Genomic DNA, 18,930 nt, shown 5'->3' on the forward strand with positions numbered 1-18,930 from the left:
TCACTCTCCCCTATTCGGCTCCTTCGCGGCTGCGGCTTCCAGCAGCGCGGGAGCTTTTTCGCCCATGCCCAACACTTCGTAGACGCGGATCGGATGGGATTTCCCTTTGAACATCCGGTCTTCGCCTTCATCGAACAAGAAATACTCCTTGGCAAGCTCGTACACGTGCTCGGAAACGTGAATCTGGCCTTTCTTGGTCTGGGATTCGATCCGCGCGGCGATGTTGACGTTGTCTCCGATCGCCGTATAATCGACCCGCAGGTAGGAACCGATGTTGCCGACGACGACGTTGCCGGTATGGATGCCGATGCCGACGTTGACTTCCACGCCGTATTTCTCGAGAATCTGATCGCGGATCTGCTTCATCTGCTGCTGGATCTCGTAGGCGGTCTTGACGGCCATGACCGTGTGGTTCTCGACGTCCAGCGGGGCGCCAAACAGAATCATCGCCGCGTCTCCGATGAATTTGTCGATCGTGCCGCGGTTGCGGAGCGTCGTCTCGGTGATCATGTTGAACATCGTGTTCAGCGTATCGACGAGTTCGGGCGGCGTGAGCTTCTCCGACAGCGGGGTGAAGCCGCGGATGTCGAGGAACAGAATCGTGATGTTCTTGGAATCCCCGCCCAGCTTGATGTCGATGTCCTGCGCCACGATCTGCTTGACGAGATCCGGGGAGATGTACCGGCCGAACTGGCGGGTGACGAAATTTTTCTGCGAGCTTTCCAGGTAGGATTTCAGCGATACGTTGAGGAGATAAGCCATGATCATGGCGAAAATGACGTCAGCCGTGCGAACGATCGTGGTGGATTGCTGATAGAGCGCATACTGTCCGTAAAAGACGCCGGCGATGACCGCGAGGAACACCAGGATCGAGTAAATGTTTTTCATCCGCCACGGAATGAGGATGAACAGCCCGAACAGGAGAAGGCCGGCCAACCATTCCATCCAATGCGGCGCGCTGTTCACGACCGTGCCTTTGATCAGCTGGTCGACGATGTTCGCGTGAACGTAGACCAGTTTCATGTTCTTCTCGATCGGCGTGGAGCCGCTGTCTTGACCGGAATCGTCGGACAGGCCGACGGCGGTGAAGCCGACCAGCACGATCGCGTCCTTGAACACGCTCGGATCGATCTCGCCGTTCAGCACCCGGCTGAATCCGACGGTCGTGAAGTCTTCGGTCACGTTCTGGTAATCGATCGTGATCGTGTTTTTGCCCGATTGCTTGCCGGGCTCCGTATTCGGATCGGTGCGGTTGTCGTACTTGCTTAGATTGACCCCGAACATTTCGGCGGCTTTATAGGCCAGAGAAGGGATGACCTCCCCGTCTTGGGTCTGCAGTTTCAGCCAAGTCTGCCGAATGACCGCGTCGTTGCTGATGACCCGGTTAATGTTGGCGAGCTGAACGTTCTCGGCGATTGACGGAATCGGCTTGACCCAATTGTAGACGGTGGGCCACTCCTCCGGACTTACCCGGATCGTATGGAATACTTCCCCTTCGGTGTTGCCGATCACGGGAAGAATGACATTGCCGTACTGGGCGAGCCCTTCCGCGAACGCCGCGTCGCTCTCCGGTTCGGATTCTTCGTTGAAAAGCACGTCGAACGCGATCGCTTTCGGCTCGTTGCCCGGCTGATTCAGCATGTCGAGAAATTGAGGATATACGGCGCGGTCCCATGGGAAGCGTCCCAGATCCTGCAGGGATTGGTCGTCGATCGCGACGACGATGATGTGTTCGTCCGGCTGATGCTTCGCCGCTTGTTTGATGTTGTAATCCAACAGGAGGTTATCGATCCGGCTCAGGAAGTGCAGGTAGTAGATGGAGACGCATAGAATGAGTACCAAAACGTTAAGTACGATGGCAAATCTCTTAATCTTTTCCCGCAATGGATATCCCCGCCTATGTAAAACATACCAATCCAAAATGATTATAACGGAAAACCCCGCGAAATTGGTGGGAATGGCGAAAAAAATGACGAAACATGACGGCAGTCATTACGGACATGACAAAAAAGCCTCCAAATTGAGCGCCGGGGCTCATATTGGAGGCTTTTTTCGCTTTGTTCGGATTACTTGTTGAAAGGAGAGTCGGCGACTTTGATCGAATCGGTCGGGCAGCCGTCCGACGCGTCTTGCAGATCGTCGTACAAATCTTCCGGTATCTCCGTGACGCCTTTGTTGCCGTCGCCGTTGTAAATCACTTCGGCAAGGCCTTCGTCATCGTAATCATAAATGTCAGGAGCCGTAGCTCCGCAAGCTCCGCATGCGATGCAAGTGTCTTTATCTACCCAAGTAAACTTTGCCATCGGGTACCCTCCTAGATTTCTGCTTCCGCCTGATAAGGAATATGCTTGAACCTTCCACAGTCCAATATAATATAAAACCTACCCGATATCAAACGAAAATGAAGATGATATCCATCGTTTTCCGCTCTTAATCCGGCATGCCCGCTTCCGGATCCTCGCCCCGAAGAAAGTCCTTTTCCAGCGACGTTCCCCGGATTTTCTTGTTCCGGATGAGAGCGGACGGATCGTCGCTCAGCATGCCCGCGGTGAGCACGGCGGCCTCCCCGAACTTGTCCCGCAGCCGGTCCATCGTCTGTACGAGTTTTTCCCGCCTGGGCGATTCTTCATAGGAAAACAGGTCCAGTTGAACGGCAGTCTCCTTCTTCGGCGATAACCCCTGAAGCGTAATGCCAAGCAGGCGCACGGGATCGCCTTCCCGCCAATGATGGTCCATCAACCGGCACGCTTCCTTATATACGGCGTCGGCCGCGTCGGTCGGTGCCGTGAGCCCCGCCGCCCGGGTGATCGTCCGCATCGCGGGATCCCGTATCGCGATTTGCACGGTGGAGCACATCAGCCCTTGCCGCCTTAACCGCCTTGTGGTCTGGTCCGCCAAGTTGAGCAGCACCCGGCGGTACTGCTCCCGCTCCGTCAGATCCGCGGGCAGCGTGGTCGTATGCCCGATCGATTTGGCCGCTTCGGACAGCGGCTGGACCGGGGAATCGTCGATTCCGTGAGCCGCCCGTTTCATCCAGGCCCCGTATATGCCGAATTTGGCGGTTAACATGCCTTCGTCCGCCGCGGCCAGCTCGCCGATCGTTCGGATGTTCAGCCTTTTTAGTTTGTCCGCCGTTTTCGAACCGATGCCGAATAAAGTTTGACACGGCTTGCCCCATAGCAATGCAGGCACGTCCCTGCGACGCAGGACGGTCACCGCGTCGGGCTTGCGCATGTCCGAAGCCATTTTCGCCAGTAATTTGTTGGGGGCGACCCCGATCGAACAAGGGAGGGACAATTCTTCCCGCACCCGCCTGCGTATCGTCTCCGCGATCTCGAGCGGGGTGCCGAATTGGCCGCTGCCCGTCACGTCGAGATAACATTCGTCGATGGATACGGCTTCAAGCATCGGCGTATAGTTGCCGGCGATCCGCATGAAAGCCCGGCTGTATTTGCGGTACAAATCGAAGTCGGGGGCGATCAGGATGAGATCCGGGCACAAGGCCATCGCTTGCCTTACGGTCATGCCCGTTCGGACGCCCCGCGCGCGGGCCTCATACGAGCTGGTGACGAGAATGCCTTTCCGAAGCTCCACGCTGCCGGCCACGCCCGTCGGTTTGCCCTTGTACATGTCCGGCTGCTCGGCGGCGTGCACGGAACAGTAGAACGCGTTCATGTCAATATGAAGGATATACCTGCGTTTATCCCCGGTCATCGCGCCGCCCTCCCCCGAACGTGCATTCGGACTTCGTCCCTTCCATTATAAAAGCTTCCCCAACGCAACGGCAACACCAAGGCGCCTTCTACATTTGGGGAAAACCATGCTATAATGGATACACTTGCTTGAAGTCCTAAGGGGGAAGTTCGTTTTGGGCATGTCCGAACAAATCACCATTTTCGATACGACGCTTCGCGACGGCACGCAGGGAGAAGGCATCAGCCTGACGGCCGAAGACAAAATCAAAATCGCCCTTAAGCTCGACGCGCTGGGCGTCCAATATATCGAAGGCGGCAATCCCGGCAGCAACGGCAAAGACATCGAGTTTTTCCGACGGGTCCGCGACATGAAGCTGAAAGCCAAGCTCACCGCGTTCGGAAGCACCCGCCGCAAAAACTCCTCCTGCGAACAGGACGTTAACCTGAAGCATTTGACCGAATCCGGCGCCGCGGCGGCGACATTGGTCGGCAAAACGTGGGACTTTCACGTCCATACCGCCCTGCAGACGACGCTGGAAGAAAACTTGGCGATGATCTACGAGTCCCTGGCCTTCGTGCGGAGCCGCGGGATGGAAGCTTTGTTCGACGCCGAGCACTTCTTCGACGGTTATAAGGCGAATCCGGAATACGCGTTGGCTTCGCTCGCGAAAGCCAAGGAAGCCGGGGCTTCATGGATCGTGCTTTGCGACACGAACGGAGGAACGCTGCCGGGCGAAATCGGAGAAATCGTCTCCCGGGTCGTCAAAGAGATCGACGCTCCGATCGGCATCCACACCCACAACGACTGCGAACTCGCGGTCGCCAACACGCTCGCGGCCGTAGCCGCCGGCGCCCGCCAGGTTCAGGGCACGATCAACGGCTACGGCGAACGGTGCGGAAACGCCAACCTTTGCTCCGTGCTGCCGAACCTGCAGCTGAAAATGGGCTATCGCGCCGTCTCCGACGAGCAGTTGAAAATGTTGACCGGCGTCGCCCGGTACGTCAGCGAGATCGCCAACGTGCACATGCCGGTGAACCAGCCCTACGTCGGCAATGCGGCATTCGCGCATAAAGGCGGCATCCACGTGTCCGCTATCCTGAAGGATTCCAAAACGTACGAGCACGTCGAGCCGGAACTCGTCGGGAACAAGCAGCGCGTGCTCGTCTCCGAGCTGGCGGGCCAAAGCAACATCGTCTCCAAAGCCCAGGAAATGGGGCTGGACCTGAACGCCGAGCCCGTGAAGTCGCGGGAAATCATCGACCGCATCAAGGAAATGGAGCACCAAGGGTACCAGTTCGAAGGCGCGGACGCCTCCCTCGAACTGCTGCTGCGCGACGCGTCCGGCCGGACGAAGGACTTGTTTACGATCGAAAGCGTCCGGCTGATGATGGAAAAATCGTCGTCCGGCATGAGTTCGGAAGCGATCGTCAAGCTGAACGTCGAAGGCCGGCAAGTGCTGACGGTTTCCGAAGGCAACGGCCCGGTCAACGCACTGGACAATGCGCTGCGCAAAGCGATCATGCAGTTCTATCCCGACATCCGCAACATTCATTTGACCGACTATAAAGTCCGGGTGCTGAACGAAAAAGACGCCTCGGCCGCGAAGGTCCGGGTACTGATCGAATCGACCGATTTCAAGGATACGTGGAGCACGGTCGGCGTTTCCTCCAACGTCATCGAGGCGAGCTGGGAAGCGCTCATCGACTCCATCCGTTACGCGCTGCTCGGCATGACCAAGCGGGAATCCTTGGAGGAGTCCCAGCCCAAGAGAGAGCAGCACGGCATCGTGAATTTCTAAAAAAAATCCCCCAAAAGTGACGCGAAGCTCTGCAGCCTATTCCGATTACTTTTGGGGGAGCCCCCGATTATAAATGCAAAAAAATCCATCCTGAACGCGTTCAGGATGGATTTTCGTTTGCGATCGCATCGTCCAAATATTGCTTCCACTGCTTAAGCGGAATGACGCCTTCGATCCGTTCCGCGATTTTGCCGTCCCGGCCGATGATGAAGCTGGTGGGATAGGCGAATACTTTATAAGCGTTCCCGGCCGTGCCCTTCTCGTCCATCAGCACCGGAAACGGGAATTCCTTCTCCTGCACGAACTCGCGGGCATTGCGGATTTTATCGTAATTGGTCGCGTTCACGGCATACAGATCGACTTGATCCCCATACTGCTCGTACAGCGACACCAAATCGGGAGCTTCGATGTCGCAAGGACCGCACCAAGACGCCCAAAAATTGACGATCAACGGCTTCTCCCTGGGGCCTCCCACCTCGAATTCGCTCGTGCTGTCCAATGCCGCCAACTTGAAATTCGGGGCGGCCCACCCCTTCTTGGGCGCTTCCTCCTGCGACGCGTTCGCCGGCGCGTCCGCCGCCCTTTCTTGACGGGGGCCGGCCGCGTTCGAAGCGCCGGAATCCTTGCCCAGCTCGTTGCTAATAATCACGATGGCGATCGCCGCGACAACGGCGATCAGGATCAGCCAATTCTTTTTCATCCGTCAAACCCTCTTTTCCGTTTCCGCCCGAATGCCGCGCCTTTCCTATTTTACCTCATTTCCCGGCCGCCACCAAATTTCGCGCCGAATGGGCATTTGGGAAAGCGGGAACCTTATCGGTGCAGATGCTCGGTCAGAGTACGACAAGGAGGAGCCGAAATGGACGCCGCAGGAACGAAACGGAAGCTCCGGGTGACTTTCACCAGCGAAATCGAAGGCGACGGCATCGCGGAGGAAGAGCAGACGCCGAAGGCGAAGCCCAAATCCGGCAGCAAGCGCAAAGGAAAGATTTGGGAGTATATCGCCTTGGCGACCGTTCCGTTGGTACTCGTATTGGGCAATTCGATGCTGGTGCCCATTCTGCCCACGATGCAGCGCGAATTGGGCATTTCCAAGTTCCAATCCAGCCTCGTGATCACCCTCTTCTCTGTCGCCGCCGCGATTATCATCCCGTTAGCAGGCTATATGTCCGACCGGTTCAGCCGCAAAGCCGTCATGATCCCCTCGCTGATCGTCTACGGAGGCGCGGGTATCCTGGCAGGATTCGGCGCCGTATGGCATTCTTACACCGTGCTGATCATCGCGCGGGCGATCCAAGGGATCGGCGCCGCCGGCACCGCCCCGATCGCAATGGCTTTGGTCGGCGATTTGTATAAAGACGGAAAAGAAAGCCAGGCGCTCGGTTTGATCGAGGCTTCGAACGGCTCCGGCAAAGTCATCAGCCCGATTCTCGGATCGCTTCTCGCCTTGCTGGTCTGGTATGCGGCCTTTTTCGCGTTTCCCGCGTTCTGCCTGCTCTCCCTGCTTGCGGTCATGTTCCTGATCAAGGAACCGAAGCGGACCGCCGAGCCGAAGCCGATCAAGCAATACTTGCAGTCGATCCGGAAAATCTTCGCCAAGCACGGCCGTTGGCTGATCTCCTCCTTCTTCAGCGGTTCGCTCGCCCTGTTCATTTTGTTCGGCGTTCTTTTCTTCCTGTCGGATATCCTGGAGAAGCCGCCCTACTCCATCGACGGCGTATGGAAAGGCTTCGTGCTCGCCATCCCGCTGTTCGGCATGGTGACGACCGCCTATATTACCGGCTCCGTGATCCGCAAGAACGGCGTGCTCATGCGTTGGCTGATGAACATCGGGCTAGCCCTGATGGTCGTCTCTCTGGCGCTGGCGATCTGGTTCAACAAAAATATTTACGTCTTCATCGGCCTGCTTACGCTGAGCAGCATCGGCACCGGCCTGCTCTTGCCGTGCTTGAATACCATGATCACCGGCGCGGTCGACAAATCGGAGCGCGGCATGATCACGTCGCTGTACAGCAGCCTTCGCTTTTTCGGCGTGGCTTTCGGTCCGCCGTTATTCGGCTGGCTTATGGGCATCTCGCACCAGACCGTGTTCATTACGGTCTCCAGCCTTTCCCTCATTGCGCTGGGACTTGTGTTTTTCTTGGTCAAACCTGGCAAACAAGTCCAGTAAATCCGTTGCTTGCCGGCGCGGTTTCCTCCATACTGGGGTCAAGGAGAGGAAACCGATGGAAAGGCTCGAAAATGCGGCTTTTAAAAGCGGGGTATTGGAACGGTTGGCGGAGCAATGCCGGCGCCGTCTTCCGAGCGAAACCTGCGGCGTCTTGTTTGGAACGGCGGATGCCGCGGTCGTGCGGATCGACGGGTTTTCGGTCGTTCGCAACGCTTCGCCGCGCCCATCCTCCTTTTTTGCCTTTGACCCGGCAGACTGGGTGCGGACGTATTACGAAGCGCGGAATCGCGGCCAGCGGATCGTCGGCTATTTCCATTCCCATCCGGACGGATCGGTTCTTCCGAGCCCCGGGGACTCGGATGGCCGCCCGCTTGAGGGAACGTATTGGATTGTCGGAGTCGCTCAGGAGAATTATTGCATTGCCGGGTATCAAGCCGCTCCGGACGGCGGCTGGTTGCCGCTTCGGCTGCTGCCGGACGGTTAATGCCGGCTCAAATAAGCGTACAGGTCGCCTAACGATAGGATCTGGCGGCCCAGGATCCGTTTCAGAAACGAAAAATACAGCTTGGCGGTCATGACGGCGTCGTGCAGCGCGTGGTGCCGCTCCGTGATTTCGATCCCGCCGCTTTCCAGCAAGCTGTCCAAATCGTATTCCCCCCGTTTCGGATCCAGCCATTTGGCGATCATCATCGTATCGAGAACCCGGTGCGTCAGATGGATTTTCGACGTCCTCCAGAGGGCCGAATTCAGAAATTGCTTATCGTGCCCGCTCGCATGGGCGATCAGAACCCGGCGGCCCGTAAAATCCAGGAAATCGTGCAGCACCTGCATCAACTCTCCGCCCTTTTCGGCCATCTCGTTCGTGATGCCCGTTAACTCCACGATATGCTTGGGGATTCTGCGCTTCGGATTGACCAGGCGATAGAAAGGCTCCGCTTCCTCGAACTCGCCCCCGCGGATCCGCACGCCGCCCACGGAGATGATCTCGTCTCCGCCGTACGGGTAGAATCCGGTCGTTTCCAGATCGAAGACGACCGCCTCCATCTCCGACAGCGGCGTATCCAGCGTGCTCTCCTTTCTTTGCTCCCGCGAAATCGAACGGATGAACGCCATTTGCTGCGCGTTGGAAGAGCCCATCATGGAAGCCAAGGCAGGCGTGATTCCCCCCATTTTATACAGGTGCCACATGCGTCCCATCGGATTGTTCCCTTTAGGTTCTTTCATTTTCCATCACCTCGAGCCATAGCGGTCCCGCATTTCGCGCTCCAATCGGCGCTGCATGAACTTGCCGAATTTGAGCGCCCGCTTCAGCGGCTGGACCAAACCGTCCGTCAGTTGTTCCTTCGCGATTTTGCCGCTGCCGATCCATTGGCCGTCCTCGTATTTGGCTGCCGTCAGCAGCCGCAGCTTCACCATGAGCGCGAACGCATCCGTTGCCGCCTGCGCCTCCGCCGGCGTAAGCAACCCTTTCTCCTGAAGCGCCCCGATCCTCGCAAGCGTACCCGTCTCCCGGATTCCGGCGCGAACGGCCATCAAGCGGAATACGTTCACCATCGGGATGTAGGCGCCGTATTTGATATCCAGGCCGCCCGCGTTCTCGCCGTACCGTTCCCGCAGCAGTTGGCCGAACACCCCGACCAGCACTTTGTGGCGCAGCGTGTTTTCCAACATCCGCCGGGCAATGATTGGCGTTTGGAGCACGTCGGTATAAAACCTGTCTTTCAGCATGCGCGGAAGAGCCTGGTCGCCCGCGATCGCCCGGCCGTCGGCCAGGATCAGCAAATACCGGACGTTCTCCCAGCTCGGCTCCGCGAACCACCCGTCGATCTTCTCCTCCCACTCCCGCAGCGAAAGCCGCCAGGATGGATTCGATGCGATCACGTTTCCCTCGCAGGGAGGATACCCCAGCTGCACGAGCCGGTTCACCGCGATCCGCGAAAACTCGGCGAAATAAGCGGCGTTCGCTTGATTCTCCGCCTCGGAAGAAGCGTCGGCGTAGACGATTCCGCTGTCCTGGTCGCTCGAAAAAGTGATTTCTCGCCGACCTCCGCTGCCGAACAGCAGATAAGCATAAGGCACGGGAGGGGTGCCGTACCCCAACCGTGCCATTTCCCGTTCCGCAAGCGAAATCGCCCGGGCGATCAGCGCGTCATGAAGCCCGTTGAGCGCTTCGGCCGTCTCCCCGATCGGCCGATCCGGCATCGTCTCCGATAGACGCTGCTGCTCTTTTTCCCGCACGGACCGAAGGATTCCGATGTCCGCGATTTCGGAAAACCGTTCTTCATGCGCACCCATTCCGCCACTCGACATTCGCCTGTTCCTCCCGCTCTAAACGTCCGATTGCCGGAGCTCCGGTTAGATGGAAGCGCCCGTTTTCTTCAGGTGCTCCGGATAGCCGTAGCTGCCGTGTTCGCTGAGGTCGAGACCGATGATTTCTTGTTCTTCCGTGACGCGGAAGCCGATCAGCTTCTTCATGATCCACAGCAGGATGAAGGACGCCGCGAACGCGTAAGCGCCGCAAACCACGACGGATTCGAATTGCACCCACAGCTGTTCTCCGCCGCCGCCGTAGAAAAGACCCGCTTTGCCGACGCCGACTTTCTCGACCAATTCTTTCGTTGCAAAGAAACCATTCGCCAAAGTTCCCCAAACCCCTGCCGCGCCGTGAACGGACATGGCGGAAATCGGATCGTCCACCCGGATTTTCTCGAAGAATTTGGCGCTCAGGAACACCAGCACGCCGGCGACCAGACCGATGACGACTGCCGCCCAAGGCTCGACGTAAGCACAAGAAGCGGTGATGGCCACCAGACCGGCAAGCGCGCCGTTCAGCATCGTCGGAATGTCGGCTTTGCCCGTAAACAGCCAGGAGACCAGCAGGGCCGCCACCGCGCCTCCGGCAGCGCCGAGCTGCGTGTTGAACGCGACGTAGCCGAAAAATCCGTCGCCGACGGCGAGCGCGCTGCCCGCGTTGAATCCGAACCAGCCGACCCACAGCAGCAGGACCGACAAAGCCGAGAACACTTGGTTATGGCCGGAAATTTGGTTTGCGGATCCGTCTTTGTTGTACTTGCCGATCCGCGGCTTCAGCAGGATCGTCGCCGCGAAGGCGCCCATCGCGCCGGTCAGGTGCACGACGGTCGATCCGGCGTAATCCTGCGAGCCGTCCTCCGCGAGCCATCCGCCGCCCCAGATCCAGTGGGCGATCACCGGATAAATCACCGAACCGAAGAGTATCGTATAAATCAGGTAGGAGGAAAGCTTCGCGCGCTCCGCGAAGCCGCCCCAGGCGATCGAGAGCGATACGGCCGCGAAAGCCAGCTGGAATACGAAGAAGATCGTGGAAGGATAGCTGTCACCATCGCCCGCCGTAAGCGAAGGATCGAAGAAGAAATTGCCGATCCCGATGAACTTGTTCAGCGATTCGGCCGCATCGGCCCCGAAGGAGAAGCCATACCCTACCGCCCAATAGATCAGGGAGCAAAGCCCCAGCGTGAAAATCGTCTTCCCGGCGACGTGGCCGGCGTTTTTCATGCGGGTAGAACCGGTTTCCAGAAGAATGAATCCGCCTTGCATCAGAAGAACCAAGACGCCGGCTACCATGATCCACAGCGCGTTCAGTCCCATGTTCAACGTCGCCGCCGACGGATCCTCCGCGAAAGCCATCGTCGGGAACAGCACCAGCAGCGCGCCCAACGCGATCAAACTTTTCTTCACCAAACCGACCAACTCCCACTTTGTTAGATTTCATCACATTTAAAGAAAGGCTTGATGTCATTATAGTCAGATATTCACGATTTGACAATACGCAATTCGGTTTGAGACTCAAATTTATCTGCCAAAATCCTAACATATTGACCACTATCTCGGATCAATGTAAGGATTTCATCTAAAAACGGTGGATTCTTTGATTGCCGACTCATAGGCAAGTGGCAAGCCATCGGGATTACGGATCTTTTCTGTTAGGTTATCTAACAGGATTAAGGGCTTCGCCCCCTTAAAGTCCACAAACAAAGCCCCGGGAAAGGAAAGCATCACGTTTGACTGTACGGTTGGAGATTGAGTATGATAAATAGAAAGAACAGTACGCTGAAAGAAAGAGGTGCGGACGATGCGACATGGATCGGACGAAGCGTCCCGGCTTTACCGGATCGGCGAATTGTCCCGGCTCGCCGGAGTCAGCCCGCGTACGATCGACTACTACACGGGGCTGGGGTTGCTGTCCCCCGCCAAGAGGTCCACGGGAAATTATCGTTTATATGATGATGAAACCTTGGCCCGGATTCGCCGTATTGAACATTTGAAGGCGCAGAAATTCACGCTGGAGGAGATTCGCGAGCAATTCGCGGCGATGGACCGCGTCTCGGCGGATGAGCAAGTGGCGCGCCGGTTGGCGGAGCTGCAGAACCACTTGACGCTGCTCGAGCGCGAAGTGAAGCAGCTGGAACCCGTGCTGGACCAATTGAAACCTCAACAGGCCAAGCGTCTGTTCCGAGCCATCACGCCGCAGACGGCTGCATGCATCGAAGCGCTGCTCCTCCTGCTCGGCAAGAGCAATCTCATGTAACGGCGCCGAAACTTCACCATGGAGGGAATGGATCGAGATGTTTTGGTTTACGCCTATCGACTTCCTGATTATCCCGGCTTTTCTGCTCTCGCTATGGGCGCAATTCCGCGTCAGCGGAACGTTCAATCGCTGGTCGGAGGTGCCGATCTCCAGCGGAATGACCGGCTACGAGGCGGCCCGCCGAATGTTGGACAATAACGGTTTGCACGATATCCCGATCGAACCGGTACCCGGAAAGCTGACGGACCACTATGATCCGATCGCGCGCGTGGTGCGGCTCTCCGAGCCGGTTTACTACGAGAACTCGATCGCGGCCGTTTCCGTCGCCTGCCACGAGTGCGGACACGCCATCCAGCATCAACAGCATTACCCGGCGCTCGTGATGCGACACCGGATGTTCCCGGTCGTGCGGATCGCTTCGGGCGCCGCGCCTATCCTGTTCATCCTTGGGTTCCTGTTCCACTTCACGAACCTGATCGGCCTCGGCATTATTTTCTTCGCTGCGGCGGTCGCGTTCCAATTGGTTACGCTGCCCGTCGAGTTCAACGCCAGCAACCGCGCCCGCGCCATTATGGTTTCGCAAGGTTTCATCCGCAACGACGAGGAGCGCGGAGCCGCCAAAGTGCTGAATGCCGCGGCGCTCACGTACGTGGCCGCCGCGCTCATCTCGCTCCTGGAGCTGGTCAAGTACATCTGGCTCTTCACCCAAAGCAACCGGGACGAATAACCTGTCCAAACCAAAACCTCCCTATCCGTTCACGGATAGGGAGGTTTTTTAACGGATGTTTTTCTTATGCCTGTCTCGGCTTGTATTCGTTCTTGAAATAATCGAGCAGGAACGCATGGAACATTTGCACGACGCTCGGCAATTTGTCTTTGCCCCGGCGGATGAGGCCGATCGTCCGGGTCACATGCGGGCGGCTGAGCTTGACGATGGCCGGCATCATGGAATTCGTATGGTACAGCGCCATCTCCGGAAGCAGGCTCACGCCCATGCCCGCGGCCACGAGCCCCCGGATCGTATCCGTCTCCTCGCTCTCGAACGCGATGCGGGGCGTGAAGCCCGCCTCCCGGCAAGCGTCCCATACGAGGGAGCGAAGCGAAAACCCGGGGCTGAACAGGACGAAAGATTCATCCTTCAGCTGGGACAGGTCGATCGCCGCCTCCAGCGCGAGCGGGTGGTTCTCGGGCAGGATCGCGAACAATTCTTCCGTCAGCACGACTTCACCGGCGACCTGGTCGTATTTTTCCGGAAACGGCGAGATGAACGCCAGATCCACTTCGCCTTCCAGCACATCCCGGATCAAGGACGGATAGCTGCCCTGGCGGAATTTGAATTTCACGTTCGGGTGAAGCTTGCGGAAAGCGGCCACGGCACGGGGAATCAGGTGGATCCCCAAGCTGTGGGGGAATCCGAGGCGGATTTCCCCGACTTCCGGATCGAGGAACTCCTGGATTTCCGTCACGGCCCGCTCCAAATCCGTCAGCAGCGACTCAGCCCGCCGCAGGAACAGCTGTCCGACCGGCGTAAGTTGCACGTTCCGGCCTTTCTGCTTGAACAATTGCACGCCCAGCTCTTCTTCCAGCCGATGGATTTGGCGGCTGACCGCGGATTGCGCCACGTGCAGCTCCTCCGCGGCTTTGGTGACGTGCTGCAGCTTGGCGACCCGGACGAAATATTGCAGCTGCCTGAATTCCACTTGTTGCACCTTCCCGTCGGTCCGTCATTGGACATCATGGTTCGTAAACGATTATAATGATTAGCGCAAGACCAATCAAAGCGGTGAGAGTTTGACTCCGTCAAACTCCCGATTCGAGGAGGAATTACATATGGCACAAGAACGTCCCGCGAAATTCAAGGGAAACCCGATCACCTTGATCGGACCGGAACTGAAAGCCGGCGACCAGGCTCCGGACTTCTCCTTGAGCAAAAACTTGCTGGAATCCGCCAGTCTGAAAGATTTCGCCGGTAAAATCAAACTGATCAGCGTCGTTCCTTCCATCGACACCGGCGTTTGCGACGCCCAAACCCGCCGTTTCAACGAAGAGGCGAGCAAGCTCGGCGAGAATGTCGTCGTCCTCACCGTCAGCGTAGACCTGCCGTTCGCCCAATCCCGCTGGTGCGCCGCCGCCGGCGTCGACCGCGTCGTCATGCTGTCCGATTATAAGAATCATTCGTTCGGAGAAACCTACGGCGTACTGATCAAGGAATTCGCGCTCGACATGCGCTCCATCTTCGTTCTCGACGCGAACGACAAGATCACTTATGTAGAAGTATTGCCGGAAATGACGGAGCATCCGAACTACGACGCGGCGATCGCGGCCGTCAAAGCCCTTCTGTAATCCGGCCGGCCAGCGGCTCACGTCCGCGCAAAAAAAGCGAGGCAAGGCTTCGTGCCTTCCTCGCTTTTGTTTTTCGTTTCATCGGATAAGGATGCCGATCACGCATCACGTGCGGTAACTGGCCAACTTCTTGTCCAGCACCGAGTAGATCTCCTGGATCACGCGGTAATTCGCTCCCAAATCGCCGAGCGAACCCCGGGAAGCGGAATAGATGTCGACGGCCGATACGCCGGGCGTAGTGCCGACGATCTGCACGGTAATGTCCATCGTGCGTCCGGCCATGGTTCTTTTCTCCATGACGATTTCGCCGATGTTCGGAACCTCGTGCAGCACCTTGTAGCCTTGCATTTTTTTGAGGACGGACCCGACCTCCGCAAATGCTCGATCCTTGGAAAGCCGATAATAGTGAGACTTCAGCTTCGGGTCTTTCGCTTTGTCGCCGGTATGTTCATGGCTTCGGAGCAGACCGACCAACACTCGCTTCAGCAATACGCTCTCTCCCTCTCGGTGCAAATGCGCGTCTTCTCTTATGATACCATGGCCGCGCGCAGATTTATAGACCTGCAGCCGAAAAGAAAAAAACCCGCCTATGCCGTCCGACGTGCTTGTTTCTGAACCCGCTCTGGCAGGTGGGTGTCCGCAGCTCCGGCGTTTGACTACCCTTTTCGGGGGCCTGTCAGCGGCCGGGCGATGTAGGACTCCCTTGGAAACAGCAATGGTTCAAAACATTGGATCGCCGTAACGAACATCGCAGGATGTAGTTACATTATAAGCCGTTCGATCGGCGCAAGCAACCCGCGGGACCTAGCTTTTCGTTTCCTGTTCTTCCTCCGGCTGGTCGTTCGGCTCGCCGCTCAGCGTTTCCGCCTGCGCCATCATTTTCGCGATGATCAGGTTGAAGTTGTAGAACGTGAACGTCGCGATGACGCTGCCGAAAAAGAATGGAATCAGGAACGTAAACCGGCTGCTGATGAACAGAACGGCCACGGTGCCCAGCGTCATGACGATCGAACGGATCGGCCGCCCGATCGTGAGCACCAGCGCGTTTTTCAATAGCTGCATCGTAGTCATATGGAAATGCGACAGCAGCGAGAAAAAGTGATGAAGCGAAACGACGAGCAGCAGCAGCAACGCGATGAACAGGTACGCGAGAATCTGCAAATTCGCGATATTGGTCAAGTAAACCCGATAATCGATGATCAGGACCGCGAACAAAAGCGCATACAGAATGCCGCCGAGCATAGCCTGTTTGTAGTTTTGCTTATAGTTGCGGAAAAACGTTTTGAACAGCGGCACATCCGTATCGCCCGTCACCCATTTGCGGGCGACCGAAAACATGGCGGAGGTTGCCGGGAAGAACGTGAACGGGGCGAGGACCGCCATGATGATGACGGTCCAGACCAGCGTTCCTTGTATCGTCTCCGGGTCCGACGCCGCGCCGGACGACAGGAAAAACGTGACTCCGACGAACCAAAAAGGCAATCCGCAGAGCAGCCACAATACGTTAATGACCGCCAGCCTCATGATCCATTCGGACAGCTTGTAGAAGCCGCCCATCATGCCCCGCATTTCCACTTGGCTCTCCCCCTGACAACCTGCCCATGGTCTTAGATGTTGACGTAATCCTCAGCGTTCGATTTGCGCGGTTCCGGCCGTCCTCCGCGGGAGCCGCCGCCTTGGTACCCGCCGTCGCGGTAGCCGTCCTCCCGGTGCGTCCGATTGCCTCCGCCGTAAGACTTGCGCTGCTGACCGCCGCCGCCGTATCCGCCGCGGCCTTGATATCCGCCGCCGCCGTAACCGCCCCGGCCTTGTCCGCCCGTTCCGCCGCCATAGCGGCGGTTGCCTCCGCCTTGACCGTAGCCGCCGCGTCCGCCGTCGAACTTGCGCTTCTTGCCGCGGATCGGATCTTCCGGCGTCAATTCGACTTCGACGTCTTTCTTGTCGCCCGTCAGCAGCTTCATGGCTGCCGCAAGCAGCTGTACCGAGTCATATTGCTCCAGAAGCTGCATGGCCACCCATTTGTACGGATTGACCTCTTCCTCGACGCCTTTGACCGTCTCCATGATCCTTTCGGCGACGACCTTTTGTTTTCCTTCCATCGCTTCGGAAAGGGTCGGCAACGGTTTTTTGGCAATCCGATGCCGCGTGATCTTCTCGATGAAATGAAGATGGTCGGTCTCGCGCGGCGTCACGAACGTCCACGACGTCCCTTCCTTGCCGGCGCGGCCCGTGCGGCCGATCCGGTGCACGTAGCTCTCCGGATCCTGCGGCAGGTCGAAGTTGATGACGTGGGTGACGCCGCTGACGTCCAGCCCGCGGGCCGCGACGTCCGTGGCGACCAGCACGTCGATGCTGCCGTCGCGGAATTTGCGCATGACGGCGTCGCGCTGGTTCTGGGACAGGTCGCCATGCAAGCCGTCGGCGGCGTAACCGCGCTTAGCCAATCCTTCGGACAGCTCGGCGACGCGGCGTTTCGTGCGGCCGAATACGATCGCCAGCTCAGGAGGCTCCATGTCGAGCAGCCGGCAGAGGGCGTCGAACTTCATGCGTTCCTGGACTTCGATGTAAAATTGCTGAATGAGGGGAGCGCTGACCTGCTTCGGAATGACGGAAATATGCTCCGGATTCCGCAGGAATTGCTGCGCCAGCTTCTGGATGTTGGCGGGCATCGTGGCGGAGAACAGCAGCGTCTGGCGTTCTTCCGGCACCAGCTTCAGGATCGTCTGGATGTCCTCCATGAAACCCATGTCCAGCATTTCGTCTGCTTCGTCCAGCACGACCGTGCGCACGTCGTCGAGGCGGATCGTTTTGCGGTTGATATGGTCGAGCAGTCGGCCCGGCGTGCCGATGATGATCTGGGGTCTTCTCTTCAAGGAACGGATTTGGCGGCCAATGTCTTGTCCGCCGTATATCGCGAGCGAACGCAGTCCTTTGAATCTGCCGAGTTTCTCGATTTCTTCGGCCACCTGAATGGCCAGTTCGCGCGTCGGCGCCATGATCAAGGCAACGATGCGGTCTTCCGACGCCTGGATTTTGCTTACCAAGGGAATCCCGAAAGCTGCGGTTTTCCCGGTTCCGGTCTGCGCTTGCCCGATCATGTCGCGTCCTTCAAGAGCAACGGGTATGGCTTTGGACTGGATCGGCGTCGCTTCTTCGAATCCCATCTCGGAGACGGCTTGAAGAACGTCCGAATCCAAACCCAATTCTGTGAATGTACTCAATTTCTCAAACTCCTTCTGTATGGGGCCTTCTTCACGGCTTCCAAAAAATATACAGTCCATTATAACATAAACGGATAAACGAATGCCAGTCGCCGGAAACTTTCCCTCTATGCTTCCTCCGTTTGCATGACTTGCCGATCCCGGGGAAATCTAGGGTCATGCCGAAGAAGCTGCCGGGGGTGACGCCGTTATGCTCCAATGGAAAGACAAGCTCGCCGGAGTCGGGCCCTATATCGTTATGGTACTCGGCGCTGCGGCGGTCGCGCTGGGGTTCAACCTGCTGCTCGTTCCCGCCAAGCTGCTGAGCGGCGGTTTATCCGGCATCTCCATGATTTTCGGATATGTCTTCGGATGGAAAATCGCCTGGCTGTATTTTGCCCTGAACCTCCCGATTTTGTACTGGGGCTGGCGGGTGCTCGGAAAAAGGTTTATCGCGCTCAGCGTCGTCTCCTTCATCGCCACTTCCGTTTTCCTGCAATTCGTTCCCGTGCTGCTGCTCACCAACGATCGGCTGCTCGCTTCGGTTTTCGGCGGGGTGCTGGTCGGCATCGGATCCGCGGCGCCGTTGCGCTGGGGCGGTTCTTCGGGCGGGGTCGACGTCGTCGCCTCCATCGTATCACGCTGGAGGAACGCGCCGACGGGTCTGCTCATCGTCATTTTCAATACTGCCATCGTGGCCGCAATGGGCTTCGTTACCCGCGATTGGAACGCCGCTTTGTATTCTATGCTCTCCATCTATTTGTCCGGAAGGATCATCGATATCGTGCATACGCCGCATCGCAAGGTAACCGCCTTTATCGTCACGAAACACTCCCAGGAGTTGGCGGCCAGGCTGCTCGCCATTCCCCGGGGCGTCACGATTTTGAAAACCCGCGGCGCCTATACCAGCGAAGAGCACGATTTGCTGATGACGGTCACGAGTCTCTTCGAACTGGCGGAATTGCGCCGGATCGTGCGCAGCATCGATCCCAAAGCGTTCGTCAACGTCGTGCAGACGGTAGACGTGATCGGGGAATTCCGGCGGTCCTCCCGCTAACGAATCGGCTTTTCCGCTTCATCCCGTTGGATCTCGGAACGCTATGCAGGCCGGGCTCCGACCGGAGTCCTCCGCAAGGACCGCCAAAGTTCCGCAATA

General features: G+C 57.8%; 18 protein-coding genes and 1 other RNA gene. 7 read left to right on the top strand and 12 right to left on the bottom strand.

The genetic code is table 11. The features are described from left to right. The 3 genes from PTZ19_RS04980 to PTZ19_RS04990 all read right to left on the bottom strand — a co-directional run bounded on the left by PTZ19_RS04980 (position 1) and on the right by PTZ19_RS04990 (position 3,714). The gene (locus tag PTZ19_RS04980) at positions 1 to 1,884 is read right to left on the bottom strand and encodes a CHASE2 domain-containing protein (RefSeq protein WP_276352712.1); all 1,884 of its coding nucleotides are present in this window, start codon (positions 1,882 to 1,884) and stop codon (positions 1 to 3) included. 182 nt (positions 1,885 to 2,066) lie between these two features. After that, positions 2,067 to 2,303 (bottom strand): ferredoxin, encoded by a 237-nt coding sequence (locus PTZ19_RS04985; protein ID WP_276352713.1) that lies wholly within the window; start codon positions 2,301 to 2,303, stop codon positions 2,067 to 2,069. Between the two features lie 127 nt (positions 2,304 to 2,430). Beyond that, the gene (locus PTZ19_RS04990; RefSeq protein ID WP_276352714.1) at positions 2,431 to 3,714 is read right to left on the bottom strand and encodes a DNA polymerase IV; all 1,284 of its coding nucleotides are present in this window, start codon (positions 3,712 to 3,714) and stop codon (positions 2,431 to 2,433) included. Between the two features lie 160 nt (positions 3,715 to 3,874). Here PTZ19_RS04990 and cimA point away from each other — a divergent pair, with 160 nt between their 5' ends. Continuing rightward, complete coding sequence (gene cimA / locus PTZ19_RS04995; protein WP_276352932.1) at positions 3,875 to 5,494, top strand: citramalate synthase; 1,620 nt, start codon at positions 3,875 to 3,877, stop codon at positions 5,492 to 5,494. Positions 5,495 to 5,594: 100 nt separating this feature from the next. Here cimA and PTZ19_RS05000 read toward each other — a convergent pair whose 3' ends face one another. Then, the gene (locus PTZ19_RS05000; protein ID WP_276352715.1) at positions 5,595 to 6,194 is read right to left on the bottom strand and encodes a TlpA family protein disulfide reductase; all 600 of its coding nucleotides are present in this window, start codon (positions 6,192 to 6,194) and stop codon (positions 5,595 to 5,597) included. Between the two features lie 159 nt (positions 6,195 to 6,353). Between PTZ19_RS05000 and PTZ19_RS05005 the strand changes: the two genes are divergently transcribed. Beyond that, positions 6,354 to 7,664 (top strand): MFS transporter, encoded by a 1,311-nt coding sequence (locus PTZ19_RS05005; protein ID WP_276352717.1) that lies wholly within the window; start codon positions 6,354 to 6,356, stop codon positions 7,662 to 7,664. Positions 7,665 to 7,719: 55 nt separating this feature from the next. Then, positions 7,720 to 8,148 (top strand): M67 family metallopeptidase, encoded by a 429-nt coding sequence (locus tag PTZ19_RS05010; RefSeq protein ID WP_276352718.1) that lies wholly within the window; start codon positions 7,720 to 7,722, stop codon positions 8,146 to 8,148. On the opposite strand, the gene PTZ19_RS05015 is transcribed toward PTZ19_RS05010, so the two are convergent. Genes PTZ19_RS05015 through PTZ19_RS05025 form a run of 3 tightly spaced genes read right to left on the bottom strand, consistent with a single transcriptional unit; the run spans position 8,145 to position 11,384 of the window. Beyond that, positions 8,145 to 8,888 (bottom strand): exonuclease domain-containing protein, encoded by a 744-nt coding sequence (locus tag PTZ19_RS05015; RefSeq protein ID WP_276352719.1) that lies wholly within the window; start codon positions 8,886 to 8,888, stop codon positions 8,145 to 8,147. The two genes, PTZ19_RS05010 and PTZ19_RS05015, sit on opposite strands and share 4 nt — an antisense overlap. A gap of 6 nt (positions 8,889 to 8,894) precedes the next feature. Then, entirely contained in the window at positions 8,895 to 9,974 is a 1,080-nt protein-coding gene (locus PTZ19_RS05020) for a DUF294 nucleotidyltransferase-like domain-containing protein (RefSeq protein WP_276352721.1), read from the bottom strand. A gap of 45 nt (positions 9,975 to 10,019) precedes the next feature. Continuing rightward, positions 10,020 to 11,384, bottom strand: coding sequence for an ammonium transporter (locus PTZ19_RS05025; RefSeq protein WP_276352722.1), 1,365 nt, complete (start codon positions 11,382 to 11,384; stop codon positions 10,020 to 10,022). A gap of 391 nt (positions 11,385 to 11,775) precedes the next feature. On the opposite strand from PTZ19_RS05025, the gene PTZ19_RS05030 reads away from it, so the two are divergent. Further along, positions 11,776 to 12,231 (top strand): MerR family transcriptional regulator, encoded by a 456-nt coding sequence (locus tag PTZ19_RS05030; protein WP_276352723.1) that lies wholly within the window; start codon positions 11,776 to 11,778, stop codon positions 12,229 to 12,231. A 37-nt stretch (positions 12,232 to 12,268) separates the two neighbouring features. Continuing rightward, on the top strand, positions 12,269 to 12,958 hold the full coding sequence (locus PTZ19_RS05035; protein WP_276352724.1) for a zinc metallopeptidase: 690 nt from the start codon (positions 12,269 to 12,271) through the stop codon (positions 12,956 to 12,958). A gap of 64 nt (positions 12,959 to 13,022) precedes the next feature. Here PTZ19_RS05035 and gltC read toward each other — a convergent pair whose 3' ends face one another. After that, a complete protein-coding gene (gltC, locus tag PTZ19_RS05040) occupies positions 13,023 to 13,931 on the bottom strand; it encodes a glutamate biosynthesis transcriptional regulator GltC (protein ID WP_276352726.1) in 909 nt (302 codons plus the stop codon). Positions 13,932 to 14,061: 130 nt separating this feature from the next. On the opposite strand from gltC, the gene tpx reads away from it, so the two are divergent. After that, positions 14,062 to 14,574 (top strand): thiol peroxidase, encoded by a 513-nt coding sequence (gene tpx / locus PTZ19_RS05045; RefSeq protein ID WP_276352727.1) that lies wholly within the window; start codon positions 14,062 to 14,064, stop codon positions 14,572 to 14,574. Between the two features lie 105 nt (positions 14,575 to 14,679). On the opposite strand, the gene PTZ19_RS05050 is transcribed toward tpx, so the two are convergent. The 4 genes from PTZ19_RS05050 to cshA all read right to left on the bottom strand — a co-directional run bounded on the left by PTZ19_RS05050 (position 14,680) and on the right by cshA (position 17,795). Then, on the bottom strand, positions 14,680 to 15,063 hold the full coding sequence (locus PTZ19_RS05050; RefSeq protein WP_276352728.1) for a DUF1499 domain-containing protein: 384 nt from the start codon (positions 15,061 to 15,063) through the stop codon (positions 14,680 to 14,682). Positions 15,064 to 15,150: 87 nt separating this feature from the next. After that, a non-coding RNA gene (gene ssrS, locus PTZ19_RS05055) (6S RNA) lies at positions 15,151 to 15,334 on the bottom strand. A gap of 44 nt (positions 15,335 to 15,378) precedes the next feature. Then, a complete protein-coding gene (locus tag PTZ19_RS05060) occupies positions 15,379 to 16,143 on the bottom strand; it encodes a YesL family protein (RefSeq protein WP_276352933.1) in 765 nt (254 codons plus the stop codon). Positions 16,144 to 16,181: 38 nt separating this feature from the next. Beyond that, a complete protein-coding gene (gene cshA / locus PTZ19_RS05065) occupies positions 16,182 to 17,795 on the bottom strand; it encodes a degradosome RNA helicase CshA (RefSeq protein ID WP_276352729.1) in 1,614 nt (537 codons plus the stop codon). Between the two features lie 190 nt (positions 17,796 to 17,985). On the opposite strand from cshA, the gene PTZ19_RS05070 reads away from it, so the two are divergent. Continuing rightward, complete coding sequence (locus PTZ19_RS05070; protein WP_276352730.1) at positions 17,986 to 18,831, top strand: YitT family protein; 846 nt, start codon at positions 17,986 to 17,988, stop codon at positions 18,829 to 18,831. The last annotated feature ends 99 nt before the right edge of the window (positions 18,832 to 18,930 follow it).

It is taken from the genome of Cohnella caldifontis, assembly GCF_029360585.1.
Taxonomy (GTDB): Bacteria; Bacillota; Bacilli; order Paenibacillales; family Paenibacillaceae; genus Cohnella; species Cohnella caldifontis.